Below are 23,894 nucleotides of genomic sequence, written 5' to 3' on the forward strand. Positions count from 1 at the left end.
TTCGGCGATATGACGGCGAACTCCGCGAAACTCCAGCGCATCGTTATCCGCCTTGCGGCATAATGAGCAAGACGGCCTCTTCGCGTGATGCCCGTCTCTTTTTTCAGGTTCGCTTCGTTTTTCATCTTCATTTCATTTTCTACCCTCCGTCTTCAAGGGTTCTTCATTAATGTTCAAGTCGCTGCGTACTCTTGCCTTCGCCACGCTCCTGCCTTTCGCCCTTCCCACCCTCGCCCAGGTCAACGCCACCCTGCCGGCCAACGTGCAGAAAGCCCTGCAGACCAACAAGCTGACCGGCAACGATCTGTCGCTGGTGCTGATTCCGCTCGACGGCCCGGGCAACCCCACCTACTACAACGCCGACGTATCGGTGAACCCGGCCTCGACCATGAAGCTGTTCACCACCTATGCCGCCCTGGAAATGCTCGGCCCGACCTACCAGTGGAAGACCGAGTTCTACACCGACGGCCAGCTCAAGAACGGAGTGCTCAACGGCAACCTCTACCTCAAGGGCGGCGGCGATCCGAAACTGAACATGGAGAAGCTCTGGCTGCTGATGCGCGACCTGCGCGCCAATGGCGTGACCAAGGTCACCGGTGACCTGGTACTCGACCGCAGCTACTTCAACATCCCGCAGTTGCCGGTATTCAACGACGACGGCGGCGACGACACCAAGCCGTTCCTGGTCGGTCCGGACTCGCTGCTGGTCAACCTGAAGAGCGTGCGCATGGTGGTGCGCACCGACGGCAACAAGGTCAACGTGCAGATGGACCCGCCGCTGGCCAACGTACGCATCGACAACCAGGTGAAGATGACCGCGCCGGCCACCTGCCCGGCCTGGCCGAAGCTGCGCTTCAGCCCGGTGACCCAGTTCGACGGCACCACCCTGCTGGCCACCGGACAGATTCCCCAGGGCTGTAGCGCGCAGACCTACATGTCGCTGCTCGACCACCCGGGCTACACCGCCGGCGCGGTGCGCGGCATCTGGCAGGAACTGGGCGGCAGCATCCTCGGCAAGGACCGCCAGGGCAGCGTACCGCGCAACGCCACGCTGATCGCCAAGGCCTTCTCGCCAGACCTGGTCGAGATCATCCGCGACATCAACAAATACAGTAACAACACCATGGCCCGGCAGTTGTTCCTCTCCATCGGCGCGCAGTTCCGCAACAGCGCCGACGGCGACGACGCCCAGGCCGCGCAGCGGGTGGTGCGGCAGTGGCTGGCGCGCAAGGGCATCACCGCACCGCGCCTGGTGATGGAGAACGGCTCGGGACTGTCGCGCCAGGAACGGGTCAGCGCCCGTGAGATGGCGGCGATGCTGCAAGCCGCCTGGCACAGCCCCTATGCAGCGGAGTACATCTCCTCGCTGCCGCTGGCCGGCCTCGACGGCACCATGCGCAAACGCCTGCGGCGCACCGCACTGGTCGGCGAGGCGCACGTGAAGACCGGCACCCTCAACACCGTGCGCGCCCTCGCCGGCTTCAGCCGCGACGCCAGCGGCCACAACTGGGTGGTGGTGGCGATCCTCAACAGCCCGCGGCCGTGGGGCGCTTCGGCGATCCTCGACCAGGTACTGCTGAGCCTGCACGCGCGGAAATAAGGCGCAGTACGAAAAAAAAGGCCGCCAGCGGTTGCCCGCCGGCGGCCTTTTGCATGAATGCCGCTCGCCTCAGCGAACGGTGATTCTCCAGGCCCGATGGATCTTCGGATTACGCGCGAAATCCGGATCGAGGGTTTCGCCAGTGATCTCTTCGACCGCATAGCGGGCCTGCACGCTCTCGTCCAGTTCGAACTTGCGGAAGTTGTTGGAGAAATACAGCACCCCGCCCGGCGCCAGCCGCGCCATGGCCAGGTCGAGCAGTTCGACGTGGTCGCGCTGCACGTCGAATACGCCTTCCATGCGCTTGGAGTTGGAGAAGGTCGGCGGGTCGATGAAGATCAGTTCGTACTGGCCATCGTCTTCCCGCAACCACTCCATCACGTCGCCGTGCACCAGGCGCTGCTTGTCGGAAAAGCCGTTGAGCGACAGGTTGCGCCGCGCCCAGTCCAGGTAGGTCTTCGACAGGTCGACGCTGGTGGTGCTGCGCGCGCCGCCCCTGGCCGCATGTACGGTGGCCGTGGCGGTATAGCAGAACAGGTTGAGGAAGCGCTTGCCGGCCGCCTCCTTCTGGATGCGCAGGCGCATCGGCCGGTGATCGAGGAACAGCCCGGTATCCAGGTAATCGGTCAGGTTCACCAGCAGGCGCACATCGCCCTCGCCCACCTCGAGGAACTTGCCCTCGCTGCTCTGCCGTTCGTACTGCTTCTTGCCGGCCTGGCGCTCGCGGCGCTTGACCACCACCCGCTCCTGGGCAACGCCCAGGGTCTGCGGAATCGCCGCCAGGGCGTCGAACAGGCGCGCCTGGGCTTTTGCCGGATCGATCGACTTGGGCGCGGCGTACTCCTGGACGTGAACCCAATCGCCGTAGATATCCACCGCCAGGGCATACTCCGGCATGTCGGCGTCATACAGGCGATAGCACTCGATCTTGTCGCGGCGCGCCCATTTGCCCAGTTGCCGGAGGTTCTTCTGCAGGCGATTGGCGAACATCTGCCCGCCCTCGCTCAGCCGTGCCGGCTCGCTCGGCGCCCGCGCCAGGCCTTCGTCGTTGCGTTCGCCACGCTCGCCGGTGACGAACTGGCGCGGCTCGACCTGGATCATCAGCAGCTTGCAGGCCAGCGCGCCGTTCCAGAACGCGTATTGCTTATGGCTGCGGATACCCATGCGCTTGCCCAGTTCCGGCGCCCCGGTGAACACCCCGGCGCTCCAGCCGATGCAGCTCTGGCGCAGGCGCTCGCCGAGGTTCTGGTAGAGATACAGCAGGCTGGCTTCGTCGCCGAGGCGCTCGCCATAGGGCGGGTTGCAGATCACCAGGCCGGTCTGGCCCTTGTCCGGGCGCGGCTCGAAAGTCGCCAGTTCGCCCTGGTAGATCTTCACCCAGTCGGCCACTCCGGCACGCTCGATATTGTTGCGCGCCGGCTGGATCAGGCGCGGATCGGCCTCGTAGCCGCGAATCCACAACGGCGGCCTGGCCAGGCCGGCCGCCGCGCGCTGCTGGGCTTCCTCGTGGAGCTTGCGCCACAGCGCCGGCACGTGCCCCAGCCAATTGCTGAAGCCCCAGCGCTCGCGCCTGAGGTTCGGCGCGATATCGGCAGCCATCAGCGCCGCCTCGACCAGGAAGGTGCCGACGCCGCACATCGGGTCGGCCAGGGCACCGCCCTCGGCGGCGATCTTCGGCCAGCCGGCACGGATCAACACCGCCGCCGCCAGGTTCTCCTTCAGCGGCGCGGCGCCCTGCTGCAGACGATAGCCGCGCTGGTGCAGGCTATGCCCGGAGAGGTCCAGGGAAAGGGTCGCCTGGCCGCGGTCGAGGTGCAGGTGGACGCGCACGTCCGGATTGACCTTGTCCACCGACGGGCGTCGGCCGGAGCGCTCGCGCAGGTTGTCGACGATCGCATCCTTGACCTTCAGCGCCCCGAAATGGGTGTTGTCGATGCCCGAGCCCTTGCCGCTGAACTCCACCGCCAGCGTGCCGCCGGCGTCCAGGTGGTCTTCCCAGTTCACCGCGTGGACCGCCATGTACATGGACTCGGCGTTCTCCACCGGGAATCGCGCCAGCACCAGCAAGACCCGGTTGGCCAGGCGCGACCACAGGCAGAGGCGATAGGCCACCTCCAGGCTGCCCTGCCCGCGCACCGCCGACACCTGGGCGCGCGCCTCGTCCAGGCCGAGCCCCTGCGCCTCTTCGAGGAGCAGGCTTTCCAGGCCTTTCGGGCAGGTCAGAAACAATTCGTAAACATCAGCCATATCGCCTTCCCGGGCCGTAGCCCTTGTCAGTGGAAGCACCCTCATGGGCACTTCTTTGGCACCAGGTGCCGTGGTTCGATTGCCGGAACGCTCCCGGCGTTGCTCGCTGCGACCCCGAGTCGCAGTCTGGGCGACCCTTCGTCGGAATGCGAGGAAATCTCAATTGGTGGGGGTGCAAATCGTTATAAGGCGCAACCCCGCGACCCTGCGGCGTTAGCGCCGGAAACCAGGCGTCATGAGCCTGCAACATATGGCCCTATCGACGAAAGCGTTAAGTCTTTATGACAAATCGGTCATTCACACGCCTGAACGCTTTGGTTAGAACTCCAGTTAATCCGCCACCGCAACGGTGTCGGGCGAGGGTCGTCACGCCGGCAACGACCCCTTTCGGCGAAAGCTTCGCCAGGCCTCCCCTGGGGGCCAACGGGACATAACAGTCAACAAGTGAGGGCAACACCCTATGAGAAGACTTAAGCGTGATCCGTTGGAAAGAGCCTTCTTGCGTGGTTATCAGAACGGCATAACCGGTAAATCTCGTGATCTTTGTCCGTTCACCCATCCTACGACGCGGCAGTCCTGGCTCAACGGCTGGCGCGAGGGCCGTGGCGACAACTGGGACGGCCTCACTGGCACGGCCGGCTTACAACGTCTCAATCAACTCCAGCACGTGTAAGCGACAACACGGATAGCACCGATTTCCCCAAGGCACGCCCCATCCGGGCGGCGGGCGCAAGCCCAAGGGCTCCGCAAGGGGCCCTTTTCAATTCCGCCGCGGCAATGCGGCGATGGCGTCCACCGCTTCGCGGATCAACGCCGGTCCCTTGTAGATGAAACCCGAATAGATCTGCACCAGGCTCGCCCCGGCGGCGATCTTCTCCGCCGCGTGCGCGCCCTCGGTGATACCGCCGGCGGCGATGATCGGCAGCCGTCCGCCCAGCTCGCCGGCCAGCACCTTCACCGTGTGCGTGCTCTTCTCCCGCACCGGCGCGCCGGACAGGCCACCCGCCTCGTCGCCATGCGGCATGCCTTCCACACCTTCGCGGCCGAGAGTGGTATTGGTCGCGATCACCGCGTCCATCCCCGCCTCGACCAGCGCCGCGGCGACCAGCGCGGTCTCTTCGTCGGTCATGTCCGGGGCGATCTTGATCGCCAGCGGTACCCGCCGGCCATGCCGCAGCGCCAGCGCTTCCTGGCGCTGGCGCAGTGCCTCCAGCAGTTGCTTGAGCGAATCGCCGAACTGCAGGCTGCGCAGGCCGGGCGTGTTCGGCGAGCTGACGTTGACGGTGACGTAACTGGCGTCGGCGTAGACCTTGTCCAGGCAGATCAGGTAGTCGTCGACCGCGCGCTCCACCGGGGTATCGAAGTTCTTGCCGATGTTGATCCCCAGTACGCCGCGATACTTCGCCGCGCGCACCCGTGCCAGCAGGTGGTCGACGCCGTGGTTGTTGAAGCCCATGCGATTGATGATCGCGTTGGCTTGCGGCAGGCGGAACAGGCGCGGCTTGGGATTGCCCGGCTGCGGTCGCGGAGTGACGGTGCCGATCTCGATGAAGCCGAAACCGAGCTGGCCGAACCCGTCGATGGCGTCGCCGTTCTTGTCCAGGCCCGCGGCCAGCCCCACCGGATTGGGAAACTCCAGGCCCAGCACAGAGACCGGCAGGCTGGCCGGCTCGGGCGTCAGCAGGCGGTTCAGGCCCAGGCGACCGCCGGCCCCGATCAGGTCGATGGACAGTTCGTGGGAGGTTTCCGGGGACAGTTTGAACAGCAGCTGGCGGGCCAGGGTGTACATGGTCGGGTATCGGTCGGCAGAATGAAGGGTGCCGATTATAGCCGCCGAGCGCCCGCTCAGGCGAGGCGTTGCAGCGCCAGCAGGCGACCATCCTCGCTGAAATCGAGGCGGAACGTGCCATGCACGCCATCGTGGCCGATGAACGGACGCAGGTGATGGGCCGGCAGGTTCACCCGGCGACCGTCGCGGCTGCGCAGCAGGACCCGATTGGCCCTGCCGCCGTAGATGGCCTGCAGGCGTTCGCCGGACAGGGCGATATCCATGATGAGACTGGGCATGGAGCCCCCCGCTTGAATGAACCACGACAGCTTGCCACAAACCACGCGGTTGAATGTCACGCCCGAACCTGTGCTTCAATGGACGGACCGTCGCCGTCCCCTCCCGCCCCTTTCCGCGTCGGTCGCCGAGCCCGAGGAGCCCTCCGTCGATCATGAGTTCCAACTCGCGTAGCAACAGCACCTTCACCGGTCGCCTTTCCGCACTCGCCAACCGCCTGCGCCTGGGTGCCGCGCGAAGCGATGGCCGGGAGCTGCGCGAACGGGCGGCCGCCCTCGAGCTGCCGTTCCAGCCATTGCGACGGCCGGAGCCGAGCGTCTGGTGGCAGGCCGGACCGCCCCTGCACACCCTGGTCGATCTGCCGCGCGGCGCGCTGTCCGGCCCGGTCCAGGAAGACAAGGCGGAAGCCCACGCGGTCCTCAAGCGCCTGGTGCGGGTCAGTCACTCCACCCTGGAGTCGGTCGACCTGAAGACCATCGAAGGCGTATGCAGCCGCGAGATCCTCGTCCAGACACCTTGCCCACGCCTGGAAGACCTGGCCACGGCCGAGGTCTGCCGGGGCGTACGGATCATCAGCTACAAGGATTTCGTCAAGGCCCTGAGCCTGGCCCTGCCGCGTTTCACCAACGGCGACAGCATCCGCCTGCGCCAGGCCGCCTGGCACGGCGAGCGCCTGTTCTGGGCGGGCGAACGTCAGGCCTGCGCCTTCGCCGCGGCGATCGTCTACGCCCGCCGCCGCGAACTGGAACTGAAGCTGCCGGCACACCTGGAACGCTACGAACTGGAGCCCGGCGCGCTGGACGAACTGGAACAGCGCTACCACATGCTGCGGATTCCGACCCAGGCCTGGTCCGAGCCGACCTTCATGAGCCTGCTGCTGGATACCGGCCTGCCCTATGCGCGACTCGCCCTGTTCACCCCGGAAACCCCGGAGTGCCTGTTGCTGCCCCGCAACGACGAACGCGCCGATGCCCTCGGCGAAGGTCTGCGGGCGGCTGGCGCGGCAGACGTGGTGAAGTATCTGAAGCAACTGTAGGCAACCGGCCAGGACTGGCCAGCTCGCGCCCTGACGTGCATCCTCCAGCAGACCCACACAGGAGCGATCGCATGTCCCTACCCCGCCTCAGTCTCTGTCTCGCCCTCGCCTGCGGGCCGGCGCTGGCCAGCCAGGCGCCGGTCTACGGCGAACGCCTGGAAGGCTTCGACTACGCCTATCCGGTGCATTATCTGGACTTCACCTCCCAGGGCCAGCCGCTGAGCATGGCCTACCTCGACGTCGCGCCGAAGAAAGCCAACGGCCGCACCATCCTGCTCATGCACGGCAAGAATTTCTGCGCCGGGACCTGGGAGCGCACCATCGACGTGCTCGCCGACGCCGGCTACCGGGTGATCGCCGTCGACCAGGTCGGCTTCTGCAAGTCGAGCAAGCCGGCCCATTACCAGTACAGCTTCCAGCAACTGGCAGCCAACACCCACGCCCTGCTGGAACGGCTCGGCGTCGCCCGGGCCAGCGTGATCGGCCATTCCATGGGCGGCATGCTCGCTACCCGCTACGCCCTGCTCTACCCGCGGCAGGTCGAACGACTGGTGCTGGTCAACCCCATCGGTCTGGAGGACTGGAAGGCCCTGGGCGTGCCCTGGCGCAGTATCGACGACTGGTACAGGCGCGACTTGCAGATCAGCGCCGAAGGCATTCGCCAATACCAGCAAGCCACCTACTACGCCGGCGAATGGCGCCCCGAGTTCGATCGCTGGGTACAGATGCAGGCCGGCATGTATCGCGGCAAGGGGCGCGAGTCGGTGGCCTGGAACTCGGCGCTGACCTACGACATGATCTTCACCCAGCCGGTGGTCTACGAACTGGACCGGTTGCAGATGCCGACCCTGCTGCTGATCGGCGAGAAAGACAACACCGCCATCGGCAAGGACGCCGCGCCGGCAGAACTGAAAGCCAGGCTGGGCAACTACGCGCAACTGGGCAAGGACGCCGCCCGACGGATTCCCCAGGCGACCCTGGTGGAATTCCCCGACCTTGGCCATACCCCGCAAATACAGGCTCCGGAACGCTTCCACCAGGCACTGCTGAAGGGTCTGCAAACCCAGCCCTGAACCATCCACCGGCGGCGCTCTCGCCATCGGCTTCGCCGCGCCTTGCCCGGCGTCAACACCGATGCCTGCCGCCGGCGTTTCACTGCACTGGCTGCGCGACGACGCGTGGCTCGCGTCGCGCAAGCCCACCCACGCCGCGGCCGTTCCCATCCACATGGAGGTTCATCGTGTTCCCTTGCCAACCCCGTTCGCTACTCGCCGGCGTCCTGCTGGCGAGCGCCCTGCCCGCTCACGCGGAGCTGCCCCACGCGCCCGCCTACATCGATGACAGCGCCTACCCGGCCGCGGCCCGCCAGCGCATCCTGCCACCGATGTTCGAGCAGAAGCTGGGCAGCCTGCGCTACCTCGCCAAGCCCGGCGACCCCTTGATCACCCAGGCCGAGAGCAGCGACTTCCAGCGCACCAGCGACTACCGCGAGACCCGCGCCTACCTGGAGAAACTGGTAGCCGCCTCCTCCGGCCGCATCGCCCTGCGCGAGTTGCCCGAGCGCAGCGCCGAGGGTCACCCGATGCTGCTGGTGACCGCCTCCACCGAGGCCGACAAGTCCGCCGCCGGCCTGAAGCGCTCCGCCAAGCCGACCTTGCTGGTGGAAGCCGAGATCCATCCCGGCGAGGCCAACGGCAAGGACGCCATGTTCATGCTGCTGCGCGACATGAGCGCTGCCGACCGCCCGCTCGCCGGGCTGCTGGAGAAGATCAACCTGCTGTTCATCCCGGTGGTCAACGTCGACGGCGACCTGCGCCGCAGCGCCTACGGGCGGATCAACCAGAACGGCCCGCGGGAGACCGGCTGGCGGGTGAACGGCCGCAATCTCAATCTCAACCGCGACTTCACCAAGCTCGACAGCGCGGAGATCCGCAACGTCGCCTGGGTGTTCAACCACTACGAACTGAGCTTCTTCGCCGACACTCACTCCACCGACGGCGCCATGTATCCCTACGACAGCTCCTACTGCCACAACGGCAACGGCTGGTCACCGGCGAGCAGCGCGTGGATGGACCAGGTCATGCGCAAGCCGGTGTACCAGGCGCTGGAAAGCCTCGGGCACATGGTCCATGAATGCATCAGCCTGAACGACAACCAGGATCCGACCCAGGGCTACTACCCCTACCGCACCGACCTGGCGCGCTTCTCCAACCAGTACGGCGACATCCGCAACGTGCCGTCGATCCTCATCGAGCAACACGCCCTGCATCCGTACAAGACCCAGGTGCTGGGCAACTACGTGATGCTCAAGGCGATGTTCGAGGTGATCGGCGAGCAGGCTGCCAGCCTGCGCCAGGCCATCGCCAGCGACCGCGAGCGCCTGCTGCGGCAGAAGGAGGTGATCCTCACCTGGAAGCCGGGCGAGGCCGCCGAGACGCCGTTCGTGGTCGGCGACTACCGCTACGAGCAATCGCCGGTCACCGGGGCCCGCACCATCGTCTGGAGCAACCGGCCGAAGACGCTGAAACTGCCGGTGACCGACAACGGCGTACCCGACCTGGTGGTGCCGCGTCCCCAGCGTTTCATCCTCCCGGCGCAGTGGCACGAAGTGATCGCCCGGATCAAGGCCCACGGCATCCGCTACACCACCCTGGAGCGTCCGACCGAAATCGCCGTGACCCTGTACCGCATGGACGACATCAAGCTCGCCGATGGCTTCGAACCGGATCGCGTGCAAGGCAACCGGATTCCGGGCTACGAAGGTCGCCTGCTGGTCAGCGGCACGCCGAAGCCGTTCCAGCGCTTGCAGACCTTCCCGGCCGGCTCGCTGTCGATCGACACCGCCCAGCCGCTGGGCGTCCTGGCCATCGACCTGCTGCAACCGCAGAGTCCGGATTCGTTCTGGTCCTGGGGCTTCTTCAATTCCACCCTGGTGGCCGCCGAGGAGCCGGAGGAATACGTGATGGAGCCGATGGCGCGCAAGATGCTGGCGGAAGACCCGGCGCTGAAGGCCGCCTTCGACAAACGCCTGCGCGAGGACAAGGCCTTCGCCGCCGATCCGCAGGCGCGCCTGCAATGGTTCTACCAGCGCACGCCGTTCTACGACGTGAACGCCTTCGTCTATCCGGTAGGAGTGGTGTTCTGAGGCCCACCTGGGGCTGACGGCGGATAACGCTGCGCGTTATTCGCCCTACCGCTGGGCTTCGGGAGCCCCGTTCCCTCTCCCGCTTGCGGGAGAGGGAGCCGGTCTCAGGTACCGTCGGTGGGTGTGGGCAGGTTGCTTCTCGGCTTGCGCTTGCGCCTGGGTTTCAGTGGTTTTTCAGGTGGCGGCGACAGTTCCCGCTTGCGCAGCTTCTTGAGGATTTCCCGATGCTTCTCGCGCCAGGCCGGCACGTCGAGGCCGTGGAGTTCGAGCAGCTCGGGGTTGCGCTCCACCAGATAGACCGCCGCTTCCTGGGCGGCCTCGGCGATCTTCCAGGCGATCGACTGCGGTTCGATGCTGCCTTCATAGGCGATCCAGTCGCTGAACTCCGGAAAGGTCCCGCAGACCTTCTCGAAATCCTCGTCGTGCATGCGCTGCCGGCCACTCTCGATGTTCTCCAGGCGTTTGGGATCCATGCCGACCACTTCGGAAAACTGCGGTCGGTTCAACCCCGTCAGCCCGCGCAACCCGAACAGGCGCTCGCCGGCGCGAAACAGGCAGCGCTTCCTCACTACATAGACCATGTACAGATACTTCCCTTCGTTTCTGGCGCGATGCGCCTCAGTCGCCCTTGCCGCTCGCGGGCGTTTTCCTCTTCCGCTGGCGCCTGGGTTCCGGCGGCTCTTCCAGGGGCGCCGGCTCCGCCTCCGGCGCCTGTTCCGCCGCCAACAGCGCCTCGCGTATCTCGCGGTGGCGTTCGCGCCAGGCCTGCATGTCGATGCCGTGCCGCTCCAGCAGCACCGGGTTGCGCTCAACCAGGTAGACCGCGGCCGCCTGCGCCGAGTCGGCGACCTTCCAGGCGATCGACTGCGGCTCGATGCTGCCTTCATAGGCGATCCAGTCGCTGAACTCCGGGAAGGTTCCGCAGACCTTCTCGAAGTCCTCGTCGTGCATGCGCTGCAGCTCGTTCTCGATGTTCTCCAGGCGCTTGGCCGTCATCCCCACCAACTCGGCGAACTGCGGACGGCTCAAGCCCATCAGCTCGCGCAGGGCGCGCAAGCGCTTGCCAGCAGTGAACAAACGTCGATTCTTTACCATGTGTAGTCCGCGTCTGATGGTTCCCTATGCATATTGATTCACTAACTGTTAGTAGATCAATATGAATCCAAGCCCTCTAGACCGAGGGTTCCCCTCCAACATCGGACCATGGTGCAGGACGCCTGATGAAAGTGGAAGAACTCCCCCAAGAGGGTTTCGCCGAATGCCCCCGCTATATAACCCTGATGCGTTTCGCCTTCCTGACCGGCCTCAGCGACCGGCCGGACCTGCTCTATGCCTGGATAGAGAGCGGCGACCTGCCGATGCGAACCTTCGGTACGCAACGCCTGGTGGATATGCAGAAGCTGCAAAAACGCATCGAGGAAGCAAAAAAAGGGGCCGATTCAACCGGGTGAATCGGCCCTTTCTGAAAGACCCTGCCGCCGGCGAAACCCCTCAGCGATTGAGCATGAAGGTCTCGTACTCCAGGTCGTCCAGCGCGGTGGTCAGGCGGTACAGCCCGACCAGCACGCAGACCAGCAGCGACAGGGTGAAGCCGTAGCCGAAGAAGCTCGGCCCGAGCAGCAGGCTGACGAAGGTCAGGACGCCGTTGACGATCACGAACAGCACGCAGAGTTCGAGGACGATGCGGCGCTTGTCCAGGTAGAAGAAGACGTTGAGCAAGGCCATGAACACTACCTGGATGCTCACCCCGATCAGGTCGATGTAGAACAGCGGCAGGTAGTAGCGGGAAATTCCCAGCCAGCCGAGCAGTTGCGGCGCCAGCAGGAACAGCAGGACCACCGCCAGCCCCTGCACCTTGCAGATTTCCAGCAGGCCCTGGCGGATGGCGAGGATCATCTGCTCCTTGAGCAGGCCGATGTGCTGCAGGGTCTCGCCGCCGCGGATCGCCTCGTAGACCCGCTCGTACCACTCGGCGAAGTCGGTCTCGATGCGCACCAGGAACACCGCCATGCCGGGAATGATCGACAGGTAGGCGAGGAAGATCGGCAGGTCGTAGAGGATCGAGGCGCGCAGCGGGCCGATCACCAGGTCCGAGGTGGAGGGGTTGAACCAGAAGATGAACTTGTCGATCCAGATCCCCAGGTTGTAGCAGAGGCCGGTCAGCAGCAGGCTGACGAAGACCTGCCGGCGGTCGAGGAAGTCGAAGGCCACCATGCGCCTGGCCGGGTACTCGCGGAGGATGTCGTAGAGGAAGACGAACAGCAGGCTGGCGTGGCCGATCAGCAATGCCAGCAGCAGGCCGTCCATCTGCATGAAACGCAGCAGGTAGGCACAGGCGACCATCAGCGCGTAGCCGATGAACATCACCAGCAGGATGCGTTTGTAGGCCTTCATTCCCGACAGGAAGATGATCACCAGCCACAGGTTGCAGAGCACCACGAAGTTGGCCATCACCAGCAGGCGGTAGGCGAACGGCTCATCGAACAGGGTCGCCAGCAATATCGCCGAGAGCAGGCCCGCCGCCAACGTCACCAGCAACAGCACGCCCACCAGGTTGGGCAGGATCGCCTCGTGCTTGCGCTCGAACAGGCGATCGGAAATGAAGCGGGTGAAGAACAGTTGCAGTCCCCCGGTGAAGATCAGCGACAGCGCCATCAGGTAGGTCACCGTGATCAGGAACTGCCGGACCAGCACGTCCGGCACCACCACGCCGAGGCTCAGCACGCCGATCAGCATCACGCTGACGATCGACAGCACCCAGGGACCGGAGCTGATCAGCCCGGCGTAGAGGTAGGCGCGCAGGGTCGCCGTATAGGAATCGCGGGAAAGGATCTTCCGCAGTTCGAAGCCGATGCCGGCCATGTCATGCAATCTCCGTGGCTTCGCGGTACAGCCCGCGGTAACGTCCGAGCATCAGCGCCTCGGTGTAGTAGCGTTCGACCCGTTGCAGGCCGACCGCCTGGGCCGCCTGCCAGCGCTGCGGATTGCGCAGCAGGGCGAGGATCGCCCGCGAAGTGGCCTGCGGGTCGGCGATCGCCACCACCTCCCCGGCGCGACCCAGGGCGCGATCTTCGGCGTCGGCGCCTTCGATCAGTTCGCGGCAGGAGCCGACGTCGCTGCTCACCACCGGGGCGCCGGCAGCCCAGGCTTCGAGGATCACCAGCGGCTGCGCTTCGCTGATCGAGGTGAGGACCATCAGGCCGAGTTGCGGCAGGACCTCGCCGATCCGACGGAAACCGAGGAACTTCACCTTGTCCTGCAGGCCGAGGCTGGCCACCAGGCTGCGGCATTCGCTGGCATAGTCCGGATCTTCCTCCTCCGGACCGACGATCCAGCCCTCCGCCTCCGGCATCGCGCTGACCACCCCGCGCATGGCGCGGATGAAGGTCTTCACGTCCTTGATCGGCACTACCCGGCCGACCAGCCCGACCACCGGCGGAATCCCCGGCGGCCGCCGTTCGAGGGCGCCGGCCCAGGCATCGAGGTCGATGCCGTTGGGGATCACCCGGGTGCGCCGTGGCTCGGCGCCATCGAGTACCTGGCGCTGGCGGTTGCCTTCGTAGAGGGCGACGATCGGATTGGCGGCGCGATAGGTGAGCAGGCCGACACGCTCGAAGAAGCGGATCCACAAGCGACGGATGTAGCTGACCTCGGCATCCAGTCCGGTACTCAGCTGCTCGTCGGGGTTCTCCGCGATCCAGTTGGCCTGGGCCAGGTCGATCTTGCGCTCCTTGGTGTAGATGCCGTGCTCGCTGAGCAGGTAGCGGCAGCCCCAGCGACGTTGCAGGATGCAGCCCAGCAGGCCGGCGTAGCCGGTGGAGATCGAGTGCAGCATGCGCGCCCGCGGCATCCGCCGGGCCGCCTCGGCGAGCATGAACACCGGCGCCTGCATCGAGCGCAGGGTCCAGAAGTAATTGACGAAGGACGGATCGGTGCAATAGCGCTCGTAGCCTGCGGTGATCGCCTCCCAACTGGCCTTGCTGTGGAGAAAGTCCTCGCGGCCGATGCGGCCCTCGGCGAGCAGGTCGAGCAGCGCATCGCCCTCCTCCACGTCCGGCGTCTCCGGGTAGTGGAAGAAACGGTGCAGATCGCGCAACGCCTTTTCGGTCTCGCTACTGCCCTGTCGCGTCTGCGGGTTCGGCGAACTCCAGGCGGTTTCCAGGAAGTGTTCCTCGATGTGCAGCACATTGTCCGGGATCGGGTAGTGGCGCTTGCCGTAGGCATCCTTCTGGCCGCCGATGAAGAACACCGAGAAGGTCAGGTCGGGGAGACCGAGGATCAACTGGTTGACCCAGCTGGAGACGCCGCCGCGGACATAGGGCCAGGTGCCCTCCAGCAGCAGGCAGACATCGGCGACGGGCGCCGTCGGAGCGGTGTGTTCGGTCATGTCCAGTATCTCGCCAGGGCCGCGAAGGGCGGCCGTTGCAGCATGTCGTCGGGCATTCCGGCGAGAAGCCGGGGGATGTCCCGGTAGCGCCGCTGGAAGAACGCCACCTCGGCGCGGAACGGCGCCAGCTGGGCACTATCGATTCCCGCCTCCTCGGCGGCCTGGAGCGCGCGTCCGGCATCCTCCAGGCGGCCTTGTTCGAGGGCGATGCGCCCGGCCAGCAGATGCAGGTCGGCCGAGGGTGTGCCGCGCAGCGCCTGGTCGGTATGCTCGCGCGCCTGCTCGAGGATGTGCTCCAGCACGCTGCCCTGGGCCAACCCCAGGTAGGCCAGTTCCCAGTACCAGCGCGCCAGGGTCCCGTGCAACGCGCCGCGTCGCGCCGGCGTGGCGCCGGCGAGGCGGCCTAGGGCGGCCTCGATGCGCTGGTTGATCCGGCTTTCCTTCTGGTCGAGCATCGAGTAGGCCAGCAGGCGGACGTCGTCGGCAGGGTCGCGCAGGGCCAGCTTGAGGATCGGGATCGCTTCCTTGCCGGGCATCCGCCGGGTGGCGAAGATCGCCGTGAGCCGCTGGTTCGGGTCCGGCGCATGGCGCAGGACGTCCTGCAGGCCGCCGTCGCTGAACATCATGTCGAGGCGCTTTTCCTTCGGCCGGAACGGCAGCTCGGGGACGCCCATCGCCTGCCAGGCCTGCTCGCCACGCTGGCGCGGCAGGTACAGCGCCGGGAATACCGCCGCAGCGACGCCGACCGCTCCGATCAGCGGCACGAAGAAGGCCAGGCTGAAGAGGAACAGCGGGCTCCACGGCAGCGGGAACTTGTAGCGCCGCGGCAGCAGCAGCCATACGCCGACGCACAGCAGCGCGCTGCCCAGGCCGTGGGCGAACAGGTAGAGCGCCAGCGCCTGGCCGAACGGCAGGTCGGCGAAGACGCTCGCCCAACTGCTCAGCTCGAACAGGAAGGCGCCGCTAAACAGCCACTTGCTGATCATTCAGGCCGCACTCGTTGAAAAGGAAATGTCCCAGCGCCTGCCGATCGTTGCCGGCGTCCAGTTCGTACTGGCGGATGCGCACGCCCAGCGACTCCAGCTCGCGGGCCTGGCCGAAGCGTTCGGCGAAGAGAATCCTCAGGCGCTGCAGATACCCCTGGGAGCCTTCGGCGGAAGTCAGCGGCAACAACACCAGCAGGACCCGCCGGCCCTCGTCGTTGCGCAGTCGCAACTGCACGTCGAGGCCACGCTGGCTGCCTTCCAGCAGACGCTGGACCTCTTCGCCGTAGCGCGCATCGGTCAACTCGAAGGCATACAGGCAGGCCGGCAACCCATGGTCGCGGGCGTCCAGCAGGGAGCGCTTGAGGTACTGGGAGAAGCGCTGGGCGTCGATGTCGGCCAGTTGCAGTGCGCGACGGTCGCTCTGCAGCAAGTCGGCGATGTGCCCGGCGAGGATCGCCAGCAGGCTGAAGGTACGTTCGTTGAAGACGAAGAACGGCATCTGCTCCACCGCCAGCAGGGCGAGGATCCGCCCATCGGTGTCGACCAGCGGCACGCACACCTGCAGCGCGCTGTGCGCACGCTGCTCGCCGCGCTCCAGCAGTTCCTGGCGCACGCTGACCAGTTCGCCGCGCTCCAGGCAGGTGCGCACCAGCAGATCGTCGGCGTCCAGCGCCGGCATCTCGCCGAGCGTCGCCAAGGGTTGCGGCTCCGGGGTGCGGTCGTGGCGCACCCGGTAGAGTCCGGCGATGCGCAGCGAACCGTACTGGGCCAGCAGCGCCAGCACGGTTTCCGCCAGCGCATCGAGCGGTGCCTCCTCGCTCGGCAGCTCGCGCAGCAGTTGTCGCAGACCGAGCAGCGAACTGCGCAGGCTCTGGTCGTTGCCGGCGACCCGCTGTTCCAGGCGATCATGGGAGATGCGCAGGATGTGATGGGCGCGGGTGAATTCGTCGAGGCGCAACTGGCGGTACTCGTTCGCCAGCTCCAGGCGCTCCAGGCGGCGTTCCCAGATGTCGCGGAACTCGCCCACCAACATGGCGCAGAGCAGCACGCCGACGATGAAGGCCGCCGGTACCTGGGCATAGGCCTCGACGCCCTGGACGCGAAACGCGAACAGCGCCGCCACCAGCAGCGCCGCGCTGGCCAACCCGCGGACGAAGCCGTAGCGCATGCCCAGCAACAGGGGCGCGACGATCACCCAGGGAAAGGTGGCGTTGACCTGCAGCGGGTCGTCCGGGCTGAACCACCAGCCCAGGCCCAGCGCGAGCGCGCTGATGACCAGCGTCTCGACCCAGGAGACACTGCCGCTGGCGCGCGGTGCGAGGGTGAAATCCTTGTGCGCGGACATCGCCGTCACTCGAGCCGCAGGTCGCCGACCAGCTCGCGCAGAACTTTCTGCGCGGCGCCCGCCAGGCTTTCCCGGGACCAGCCGGCGCGCGCCCCGCTGGTGCTCCAGAGCACCCGCCCGGAGGCCGGCTCCAGCACCTGCAGGCTGACGCCCACCGCCGGCTCGCCGTCGAGGCCGTTCTTGTACTGCCACTCCTCGACGCTGCCGGTGACCACGTAGGCCAGCTTCTGCTGGCGTGCCCAGTCCAGCGCGCGCTGCTGGCGCTCGCGGTCGTCGACCAGTTGCAGGTCGCCTTGCGGCTGAGCCGGGTACAGGCGCGGCCGCACGCCCTCCTCGGCCAGCACGCTGAGCAGGATCTGCTCGGCACGCTCGCCGGCCTGCGGCGCCTGGGAGTAATTGAGCAGCGGCACCAGGCCCCACTGCGCGCCGCGCGCCAGCGGCGTAGCGCTTTCGCTGGTGAAGCTGGAGCAGCCCGCCATGAACAGGGCGACGGCCGCGAGAGCCAGGCAGCGGATGGATTGCATGTTGTGTTCCTCCTGTTGAATTCCGTATCCGGGCCGCGTTCAGCGGCCGAAGCGCGTGCTGTAGGTCACCCCGAGCGTGCCGCCGGCATCGCCGCCGCCCCCCTGGGGAGCCGACTGGTAGCCGAAGGTGAACGCCAGTTCGTCGTCGCCCAGCAGCTCCATGCCGATGCCGAGATCGATGCCGTAGTTGAACTCCTTCTCTGTCCACTGCCAGCCGGCCAGGGTGTCGACGATCCAGGTGTATTGCGGACGGCTGCGGTTCAGCGCGCCAGGGAAGCCACGGCGCCAGGTGCTGCCGAGGTAGACCTGGCCATAGCGGTCCTGCAGCAGGTCCTGGCTGCGCGCGCCATCGAGCACCAGCGCACCGCCATGGGCCGCCAGCAGGTCGTCCGGCACGCGGTTCTCCAGGCGATTGCGCTGGTAGTCGATGCCGCCGCGCAGTTGCCAGGCCGGGCCGTCGAAGAACAGTGTGTGGGCCCATTCCAGGGACAGCGCCTCGCCGTTGCCGAGGTCGTCGCCCTGGCGGGTGGAGAAGCGGTTGTGCGCCAGCGACCAGCTCAACTGGTCGCGCCCGCTGAGGGTGTGGCGGCCGCCGAGCCGTAGGCTGTCGCGCATGCCGAGGGCTCGCATCAGGCCGGTCTCGTCGGTCTCGCGGTGCCAATCGAGGCCCGCTTCCAGTTCGTCGCGCGAGCTCAGCCGCCAATTGCGCAGCAACCCCAGACCGTGGCGGTCCTCGTCGTCGCGCCAGCTGCCATCGAGCGTCGCCGCGGCGAAGCCATCGGCCAGTTCGCGCCGCAACGTCAGCCTGGCGTTGCGTTCGCTACCGAGGAGCGAACTATCCAGTGCGTCGCCGCGATAGCGACCGCTGCCCAGCGCCAGGTCGGCGTACCAGTCGTCGCCGAGGTGGCGCGCCGCGCGCAGCGTCGGTCCCTTGAAGTCGAGACCGCCGAAGTCGCGCTTGTTCCAACCCAGTTGCAGGCCCTGGGGCGTGCGTTCGAGGATTTCCGCCGCCTGCCGCCGCAGCTGCTCGCGGTTGTCGCGCGAGTGGCCGTCGCCCAGTGCGCCCAGGGCCTCGCCCAGCGCTTCGCCGCCATGGCCGAGACGCACCAGCGCCTCGACCCGCTGCGCCGGATCCAGCTCGCCGCGCTCCAGCAGGCGTTGCAGGGCGGCGCGATTCTGGCTGCGCAGGGCGGCCTGGATCTCTTCGTTGCGCCCGATCTTCAGGCCCCGGCCGCGCGCCCAGGCCAGCCAGTCATCCTTCAGCGGCTCCTGGTTGGTGGCGGCGAGCTGGTCGAGGAACTGCTCGAACCACAGCTGCAGCATCGCCGGCTCGCCATTCCAGGCCCGCCGCGCCTCGCCCTGGGCGAGCAGCGGCCCCTGGGCCACGGCGAGCAGGCGTAGGTAGGCGGCGAAGCTGTCCGGGGTGGCCCTGACCGCCTCGCGGTCGAGCCGCCGGAGCAGTAGTCGGCGCAGGCGCAGGGCCTTGTCCTGGTAGCCGCTGGCATCCAGTGCGTCGGCGTAGGCGGCCTGCACCAGCCAGTCGTTGGGATTGGACTTGAGGTACAGGCGGAACCAGGCCAGCGCCTGGTCGTTACGCTCGAGCAGCAGGCTGGCGCTGGCGAACGGCAGCCACAGCGTGCTGTCCCGCAGCGCCAGGCCATGCCACTGCGCCAACAGGGGCGCCAGGCTGTCGCGACGGCCACGGTCGATGTAGAACCAGAGCAGGCGTTCGCGCACCAGGTTCTCGCCGGGGAAACGCACCAGGGCTTCCCGGTACAGACGCTCGGCGACGTCGCCATGGCCTTCCTGTTCCGCCAGCCGCGCCCTGGCCACCCAGTAATAGGGGCTGCCCTGCGCTTCCGGCAGGCCTTCGGCCTCGGCCAGCAGGCTCTTCAGGGCCGGCCAGTCGTGGAGGTTCTCCGCCAGTTGCAGGGCGCTGGCCAGGCGCCGCGGATCGCGGCTGCGCTGCCAACTGCCGATAAGCACCTGCAAGGCCTGCTTCGGATTGCTGTCCCGGTACAGGGCGATCAACTGGTCCTCGTCGCTGCTGTTCAGGCGGATGTCCAGGGCCAGCATGCGCTCGTAGGCGGCGCGGGCATCGTCGTCCTGCTCCAGGGCCCAGGCCAGCGCCGCGCGCAGGCGCCAGAACTCCGGCTCGCGGATCGCGCGGGTATCCACGCCGGCGAGGACCTTCCAGGCCTGGCGCGGATCGAACAGGTTCCAGTGGGTTTCCGCCCACTGCATGCGTTCCTTGACGCTCAGCGGGAAATGCCGGGCCATCCGCGCCCAGACCCCGGTCTCTTCCTGCAACTGCTGGGTGTGTTCGAGGATCTGCTGCAAGCGCTGCCAGGCCAGGCGCTGTTTCGGATAACCCTGCACGTAGCCGCGCAGCCATGCCTCGCCCTCTTCCGGCGTGCCGCGGGTTTCATGGCTGTAGACCAGCGCATCGAGTTCCTCGTCGGTCATCTGTCGCTGCGCGCCGATGGGCGCCAGCAGCTCGATGGCGCTGTCGAAATCGAACATCTGCAGCGACAGGCGCCAGGCATGCTCGCGCAGGGCCGGGTCATCGGCGCCGGCCAGCAGTTGCTTCCACAGGCCCAGGGCCTGCGGGCCGTTGCCGGTCCATTCGCCAAGGCGCGCGAGATCGGCCAGCAGCGTCCTGTCCTGCGGGCGCAGGGCCAGCAGCTCCTGGCCGACCTCCCAGGCCCGCTCGATCCGCCCGGCGGCCATGTTCAGGCGCAGGTCGGCGGCCAGCGCCTCATGGTCCTCGGGGCGCAATTCGCGCCAGCGCCGGATGAAGCGTTCGGCCAGGTCGTAGCGCTGGCTGCCTTCGGCGGCGCGTACGCCCTCGGCGAGCCAGGCCAGGGTCGATTCATCCTCCGGCAAGGCGTCCAGCCGCTCGTCCAGCAACAACGCCGCCTGTTCGCCGCGCTCGCCAGCGAGCAGGCTGGCGAAGGCCTGGCGCAGATAGGCCAGGCGCTTCGCCGGCTCGGTTTGCGCTTCGGCCAGTTGCCGCTGGATGTCCGCCGCCGGCAGCGGCTCGCCGGAAGCCAGGTACCAGCGCGCCGCCTCGTCCAGCCAGCGCTGCCGGCCCTGCGGGTCGCGGCCGGCCAGTTCGGCAAAGGTCCGCGCCGCCAGGTCCGGCGCGTCCAGGGCCAGGGCATGACGGGCAAGTCGTTCGAGCATGGCGTCGTTCAACGAAACATGCTCGATCTTGCGCAGGCGCTCCAGCAATCGGCGCGTCTGCTCCTCATCCATGCCCTCGGGCCTGGCCAGGGCGCCGAGGATGTCCAGTTCCACCTCGTAGAACGGCGTTGCCAGGCGGTCCTTGCCGCGCAGAAGGGCGAGGTGATGACGCGCCTGCTCGAAGTCGCCGAGCTTGACCAGCAGGTCGATCAGGGTCAGGCGCAGCGCGTCGTTCTCCGGGTGCGCCTGCAACAGCAGTTCGGCGTAGTTCACCGAGACCGCGTCGGGCTCGCCATCGCCGCTGGGCATGAATACTTCTTCGCTGTTGAAGGTCAGCCACAGCACCAGCGCCACCCCGAGAGCGACCGGCAGCAGGGCCCAGGGATTCAGCAGGCGCGCCTTGGGATGCTTGTCAGCGGCAGGCGAGTTGGCCATCGCGCACCTGCTCCATCGGCAACTCGAACGTCCACAGGCCGTTGCCGGCCTTTCCCGGGAAGGCCTTGCCGGCCGCGCTAAGCCGGCAATCGCCCGCCGCGCGCACCACCAGGCGCAACGGCAGGTGCCCGGCGAAGGCGAACTCGACGCGGCCATCGTCGCGGTAGCGCCAGTGCTTCAGCGGCAGGTTGGCCTCCTCCAGCGCCGGCCGCGGATCGCGGCTGTCGCGCAGGACCAGGTGCGCATTCGCCGCACTCAGGTGTACATAGCGCCCCTGGGGCAGGTCGCGCACGCCCGCGACTCCCGTGGAGCGAGCGAGGTCCGGCCAACCCAGCGCCGGGTCCAGGCGCAGGGTGCGCAGGGCGGCGAAGCCACGCAGTTGCCAGCTGCCATCGGCACGCTTGGCCAGGCTGGCGCGATGCAGGCCTTCCAGGCGCGGGATGTAGTCGCTCATCCACAGCGACAACGGATGCTCCGCCTGCATCGCCGCGTAGATCTGGTGCATGGTGCGGATCGAGGCCTGCTTGGTCCCCGAATAGAAGTGGTAGTAGAGGTGCAGGCCGCGCAGGCGGCGCGGGCTGTCAGTCAGGGCGAAGGTATCGATGACGCCGCGGAAGCCGTAGTACGGCCCCTGCCAGAGATTGGTGTAGACGTTCTCGTTGATGATCGGCGCGTAGTACTGCACGCCGCCGCGGGTGGGCCGGATCAGCGGGTAGAGTCCGGTCAGCGAGGGAAAGGCCCGGGTCAGCGCGGTATTGCCGCCGTTGACGTTCATCAGCCCGGCGTCGTAGGCGAGCTTGATGGTGGCGGCGTCGGGCAGCGCGTCGCCGGACCAGAAGATCATCTTCACCGGCTTCCGCGGGGTGGTCAGGCGCTGCTCGATGTAGTCGCGGGCCCCGATCACCTCGCGTACGAAGTCGACCTTGTCGTAGCCCGGGATGGCCATCTTGTAGCCATACTGGGCCTCGAAGTTCTCGCCCTGCTCGGCCAGTTGCGGCTGCCAGAAGAACGGATGGCTGAAGGTATGGCTGGCGACCTCGACCTTGTCGTCGGCGAAAATGCGCCGGGCGATCGGCTCCAGCTCCCTGGCCAGGTGCGGGTACATGCCCTTCGGCCCGACCTCGCCTTCGATCACCGAGACCGAGGTGAGGAACGGATAGGGCTTGATGAAGTCCTCCAGCACCTGCTGGCCGGCATAGGGACTGCCGGGCACCTCGGCACGGGAGACGAAGCCGTCGCCATCGATGTGCACGGTGGCGATGCGCCGGCCATTCTCGGTGGTCGCGTCGGGACTCGGCAGCGGCGCAAGGCGCAAGGCCTTGCGCAGGAAAGCGAACGGATCGAGGATCCAGCGCCGGTGCTCGCTACCCTCCTCCAGCACATAGGGCGCCAGGGCGAAGCCGCCCCAGTCGGCGGTCGCCACCGGCACGTACTCCTTGCCGTCGCCCTTGAGCTTGAGCGCCGGGGCCACCCGCGCCGGGTCGAGTACGGTGAGCGCCGGCAGGTCGCGGATCCGGATCACCAGCGGCGCCTCGAAGGCGCCCAACAGCGCCTGGTCGTGGGTCTCGGTGCTCGGCTTGACCTTGAGCTTCTGCGACAGCCGGCGAATACCCAGGCGCTGCAACAGGCCGTCGTTCTCGGTGGGCAGGCCGGCGAGGAACGCCACCGGCACCTTTTCGTCGAGACGCGCAGCGATCCAGTTGTCGAAGGCGTCGCTGGCCAGCGGCGGTCCACTGGTCATCCAGGTGACTACCCCGGCGTAGAGACCGCTCAGCGGACGTTCGGGCAGCGGCTGGTCGGTGGGCAGGTAGTCGACCCGATAACCGAGGTATTCGAGCAGGCCGCCGAGGTAGACGTGGCCGGGGCTCAGGGTCAGGTCGCCCTCGCGCGGATCGTAGAGCAGCGCGATGCGCCGCGGTTGCACCTCGACGTCGCTCACCCCCAGGTAGTCCAGCGCCGGGGTGCTGACGAACGGCACGTAGCCTTCGCTACGCAGGCGCGCAGCGAGCGCGCGCGCCTCGTCGCGCCGCTCCGGCGGCAGGTAGTCGATGGCGACGATGGGCATGCCCTGGGCGCGCAGGGCATCCAGGTGACCCTTCAGCCAATCGCGATCGTCCTGGGGCACCTCGCGGTATTGCCCGGCAGCGGCGTCCCAACCGGCATGGATCGACTCCACGGCCACCGCCGACGCGACGCCGGGCAACTCCGGCAGCACTTCGAAACCGCGATTGAAAAACAGCTTGAGGCCCGGCTCCTGGCGATGCAGCTGGGCGAGGAAACTGGCCAGCGCCCGGCGCTGGCCCTCGCGGCGCTCCTCGGCCTGTAGCTGGAAGCTGTCCAGGGTATCGAGGAACAGGCCGGCGTAGCCCTGTTTGCGCAGCTCCGCGGCGCGCTTGAGCAGGTGCGCCCGCCAGCTCGGCGCGGCGAGGTCCATTACCTGGCTGTTCCAGGCTTGGTTGCGGACCGCGCTCTTGCCCCGGGCCAGGCCGCTATCGGCGATGGCGGCGGCGTCGCCGTCGAACTCGCCGACCGACAGATAGGCGAAGGGCGTGCTGCCCTGCTCTTTCAGATACCCGACATCGGCCGGCTTGAGGTGCGCCGCCTCAAGCACCACCCAGTCGAACTGGGAAAGCTCGGCCAGCGGCGGCCGCTCGGCGTACCAGAACGCCACGCTGGACGGCCCGCCGGCAGCCCCTGCGGCAGCGCCGGCACAAAGCGCCAGCGCCAGGCCGGCAAGCCAGGCGAGCGGGCGTTCGATGGGTCGAAGGATGTTACGGCGGGACGGCAGACGCAGCACGGCGATTCCTTTCTTGCTGAACCGCATGCCCAGCCTACGCGGCAGGGTCGATACCGACCGAAGCGGCAGGTCGGGAGCATGGATGCGGTTTCCGATGGCAACGTCGAATCCCTGACAGTGCGGGCACGGCCAAAGCAGCCG

General features: G+C 67.2%; 18 protein-coding genes. 6 read left to right on the forward strand and 12 right to left on the reverse strand.

All coding sequences use genetic code 11. The features are described 5' to 3' along the window. The first annotated feature begins 169 nt into the window (after positions 1 to 169). Complete coding sequence (dacB, locus tag LT948_RS14555; RefSeq protein ID WP_003091272.1) at positions 170 to 1,600, forward strand: D-alanyl-D-alanine carboxypeptidase/D-alanyl-D-alanine endopeptidase; 1,431 nt, start codon at positions 170 to 172, stop codon at positions 1,598 to 1,600. A 69-nt stretch (positions 1,601 to 1,669) separates the two neighbouring features. Here dacB and rlmKL read toward each other — a convergent pair whose 3' ends face one another. After that, positions 1,670 to 3,847, reverse strand: coding sequence for a bifunctional 23S rRNA (guanine(2069)-N(7))-methyltransferase RlmK/23S rRNA (guanine(2445)-N(2))-methyltransferase RlmL (gene rlmKL / locus LT948_RS14560; RefSeq protein ID WP_003116467.1), 2,178 nt, complete (start codon positions 3,845 to 3,847; stop codon positions 1,670 to 1,672). A 460-nt stretch (positions 3,848 to 4,307) separates the two neighbouring features. Between rlmKL and rmf the strand changes: the two genes are divergently transcribed. Continuing rightward, complete coding sequence (gene rmf / locus LT948_RS14565; protein ID WP_003103238.1) at positions 4,308 to 4,520, forward strand: ribosome modulation factor; 213 nt, start codon at positions 4,308 to 4,310, stop codon at positions 4,518 to 4,520. A gap of 87 nt (positions 4,521 to 4,607) precedes the next feature. Here the strand turns inward: rmf and LT948_RS14570 are convergent, their stop codons facing one another. Both LT948_RS14570 and LT948_RS14575 read right to left on the reverse strand, forming a co-directional pair. Continuing rightward, complete coding sequence (locus LT948_RS14570) at positions 4,608 to 5,636, reverse strand: quinone-dependent dihydroorotate dehydrogenase (RefSeq protein WP_023091577.1); 1,029 nt, start codon at positions 5,634 to 5,636, stop codon at positions 4,608 to 4,610. Between the two features lie 56 nt (positions 5,637 to 5,692). Next, positions 5,693 to 5,914: a DUF2835 domain-containing protein gene (locus LT948_RS14575; protein ID WP_003103227.1), complete on the reverse strand. Its 222-nt coding sequence runs from the start codon at positions 5,912 to 5,914 to the stop codon at positions 5,693 to 5,695. A 152-nt stretch (positions 5,915 to 6,066) separates the two neighbouring features. On the opposite strand from LT948_RS14575, the gene LT948_RS14580 reads away from it, so the two are divergent. The 3 genes from LT948_RS14580 (at position 6,067) to LT948_RS14590 (ending at position 10,093) form a co-directional block, all read left to right on the forward strand. Continuing rightward, the gene (locus LT948_RS14580; RefSeq protein WP_003109612.1) at positions 6,067 to 6,948 is read left to right on the forward strand and encodes a DUF6685 family protein; all 882 of its coding nucleotides are present in this window, start codon (positions 6,067 to 6,069) and stop codon (positions 6,946 to 6,948) included. A 71-nt stretch (positions 6,949 to 7,019) separates the two neighbouring features. Beyond that, positions 7,020 to 8,021 carry an alpha/beta fold hydrolase gene (locus LT948_RS14585; protein WP_033996119.1) on the forward strand — a complete coding sequence of 334 codons (1,002 nt, stop codon included), beginning with the start codon at positions 7,020 to 7,022 and terminating at the stop codon, positions 8,019 to 8,021. A gap of 167 nt (positions 8,022 to 8,188) precedes the next feature. Further along, positions 8,189 to 10,093 (forward strand): M14 family metallopeptidase, encoded by a 1,905-nt coding sequence (locus LT948_RS14590; RefSeq protein WP_033996118.1) that lies wholly within the window; start codon positions 8,189 to 8,191, stop codon positions 10,091 to 10,093. A gap of 104 nt (positions 10,094 to 10,197) precedes the next feature. Here LT948_RS14590 and LT948_RS14595 read toward each other — a convergent pair whose 3' ends face one another. Both LT948_RS14595 and LT948_RS14600 read right to left on the reverse strand, forming a co-directional pair. Then, complete coding sequence (locus LT948_RS14595; protein WP_003130642.1) at positions 10,198 to 10,674, reverse strand: helix-turn-helix domain-containing protein; 477 nt, start codon at positions 10,672 to 10,674, stop codon at positions 10,198 to 10,200. Between the two features lie 37 nt (positions 10,675 to 10,711). Then, the gene (locus tag LT948_RS14600) at positions 10,712 to 11,188 is read right to left on the reverse strand and encodes a helix-turn-helix domain-containing protein (RefSeq protein ID WP_009313801.1); all 477 of its coding nucleotides are present in this window, start codon (positions 11,186 to 11,188) and stop codon (positions 10,712 to 10,714) included. Positions 11,189 to 11,313: 125 nt separating this feature from the next. Between LT948_RS14600 and LT948_RS14605 the strand changes: the two genes are divergently transcribed. Then, positions 11,314 to 11,544 (forward strand): hypothetical protein, encoded by a 231-nt coding sequence (locus LT948_RS14605; protein ID WP_003091282.1) that lies wholly within the window; start codon positions 11,314 to 11,316, stop codon positions 11,542 to 11,544. Positions 11,545 to 11,584: 40 nt separating this feature from the next. On the opposite strand, the gene pelG is transcribed toward LT948_RS14605, so the two are convergent. The 7 genes from pelG to LT948_RS14640 are packed head-to-tail and all read right to left on the reverse strand — an operon-like array spanning position 11,585 to position 23,780. Continuing rightward, on the reverse strand, positions 11,585 to 12,955 hold the full coding sequence (gene pelG, locus LT948_RS14610) for an exopolysaccharide Pel transporter PelG (RefSeq protein WP_003103470.1): 1,371 nt from the start codon (positions 12,953 to 12,955) through the stop codon (positions 11,585 to 11,587). Between the two features lies 1 nt (position 12,956). Then, complete coding sequence (pelF, locus tag LT948_RS14615) at positions 12,957 to 14,480, reverse strand: GT4 family glycosyltransferase PelF (protein WP_003103472.1); 1,524 nt, start codon at positions 14,478 to 14,480, stop codon at positions 12,957 to 12,959. Next, the gene (locus tag LT948_RS14620; RefSeq protein ID WP_003143628.1) at positions 14,477 to 15,466 is read right to left on the reverse strand and encodes a tetratricopeptide repeat protein; all 990 of its coding nucleotides are present in this window, start codon (positions 15,464 to 15,466) and stop codon (positions 14,477 to 14,479) included. Before LT948_RS14620 ends, pelF begins: the two co-directional genes overlap by 4 nt. Beyond that, positions 15,444 to 16,811: a PelD GGDEF domain-containing protein gene (locus LT948_RS14625; RefSeq protein WP_023091574.1), complete on the reverse strand. Its 1,368-nt coding sequence runs from the start codon at positions 16,809 to 16,811 to the stop codon at positions 15,444 to 15,446. Before LT948_RS14625 ends, LT948_RS14620 begins: the two co-directional genes overlap by 23 nt. A 5-nt stretch (positions 16,812 to 16,816) precedes the next feature. Next, entirely contained in the window at positions 16,817 to 17,335 is a 519-nt protein-coding gene (locus LT948_RS14630; RefSeq protein WP_003091288.1) for a pellicle/biofilm biosynthesis outer membrane protein PelC, read from the reverse strand. A 39-nt stretch (positions 17,336 to 17,374) separates the two neighbouring features. Then, complete coding sequence (locus LT948_RS14635) at positions 17,375 to 20,956, reverse strand: tetratricopeptide repeat protein (protein ID WP_023091573.1); 3,582 nt, start codon at positions 20,954 to 20,956, stop codon at positions 17,375 to 17,377. Continuing rightward, positions 20,934 to 23,780, reverse strand: coding sequence for a bifunctional glycoside hydrolase 114/ polysaccharide deacetylase family protein (locus LT948_RS14640; RefSeq protein WP_023091572.1), 2,847 nt, complete (start codon positions 23,778 to 23,780; stop codon positions 20,934 to 20,936). The genes LT948_RS14635 and LT948_RS14640 overlap by 23 nt, the downstream gene beginning before the upstream one ends. Positions 23,781 to 23,894 lie beyond the last annotated feature (114 nt).

Source organism: Pseudomonas sp. CP-1 (assembly GCF_021213715.1).
In the GTDB taxonomy this organism is placed as follows: Bacteria; Pseudomonadota; Gammaproteobacteria; order Pseudomonadales; family Pseudomonadaceae; genus Pseudomonas; species Pseudomonas aeruginosa.

Bases quoted from the DNA above. Each gene is read 5' to 3' on its own strand.
- pelF (WP_003103472.1), bottom strand. From the start codon at position 14,480: ATGACCGAACACACCGCTCCGACGGCGCCCGTCGCCGATGTCTGCCTG.
- LT948_RS14575 (WP_003103227.1), bottom strand. From the start codon at position 5,914: ATGCCCAGTCTCATCATGGATATCGCCCTGTCCGGCGAACGCCTGCAG.
- rmf (WP_003103238.1), top strand. From the start codon at position 4,308: ATGAGAAGACTTAAGCGTGATCCGTTGGAAAGAGCCTTCTTGCGTGGT.
- LT948_RS14580 (WP_003109612.1), top strand. From the start codon at position 6,067: ATGAGTTCCAACTCGCGTAGCAACAGCACCTTCACCGGTCGCCTTTCC.
- LT948_RS14640 (WP_023091572.1), bottom strand. From the start codon at position 23,780: ATGCGGTTCAGCAAGAAAGGAATCGCCGTGCTGCGTCTGCCGTCCCGC.
- LT948_RS14635 (WP_023091573.1), bottom strand. From the start codon at position 20,956: ATGGCCAACTCGCCTGCCGCTGACAAGCATCCCAAGGCGCGCCTGCTG.
- rlmKL (WP_003116467.1), bottom strand. From the start codon at position 3,847: ATGGCTGATGTTTACGAATTGTTTCTGACCTGCCCGAAAGGCCTGGAA.
- LT948_RS14570 (WP_023091577.1), bottom strand. From the start codon at position 5,636: ATGTACACCCTGGCCCGCCAGCTGCTGTTCAAACTGTCCCCGGAAACC.
- LT948_RS14595 (WP_003130642.1), bottom strand. From the start codon at position 10,674: ATGGTCTATGTAGTGAGGAAGCGCTGCCTGTTTCGCGCCGGCGAGCGC.
- LT948_RS14630 (WP_003091288.1), bottom strand. From the start codon at position 17,335: ATGCAATCCATCCGCTGCCTGGCTCTCGCGGCCGTCGCCCTGTTCATG.
- LT948_RS14605 (WP_003091282.1), top strand. From the start codon at position 11,314: ATGAAAGTGGAAGAACTCCCCCAAGAGGGTTTCGCCGAATGCCCCCGC.
- LT948_RS14625 (WP_023091574.1), bottom strand. From the start codon at position 16,811: ATGTCCGCGCACAAGGATTTCACCCTCGCACCGCGCGCCAGCGGCAGT.
- LT948_RS14585 (WP_033996119.1), top strand. From the start codon at position 7,020: ATGTCCCTACCCCGCCTCAGTCTCTGTCTCGCCCTCGCCTGCGGGCCG.
- LT948_RS14600 (WP_009313801.1), bottom strand. From the start codon at position 11,188: ATGGTAAAGAATCGACGTTTGTTCACTGCTGGCAAGCGCTTGCGCGCC.
- dacB (WP_003091272.1), top strand. From the start codon at position 170: ATGTTCAAGTCGCTGCGTACTCTTGCCTTCGCCACGCTCCTGCCTTTC.
- pelG (WP_003103470.1), bottom strand. From the start codon at position 12,955: ATGGCCGGCATCGGCTTCGAACTGCGGAAGATCCTTTCCCGCGATTCC.
- LT948_RS14620 (WP_003143628.1), bottom strand. From the start codon at position 15,466: ATGATCAGCAAGTGGCTGTTTAGCGGCGCCTTCCTGTTCGAGCTGAGC.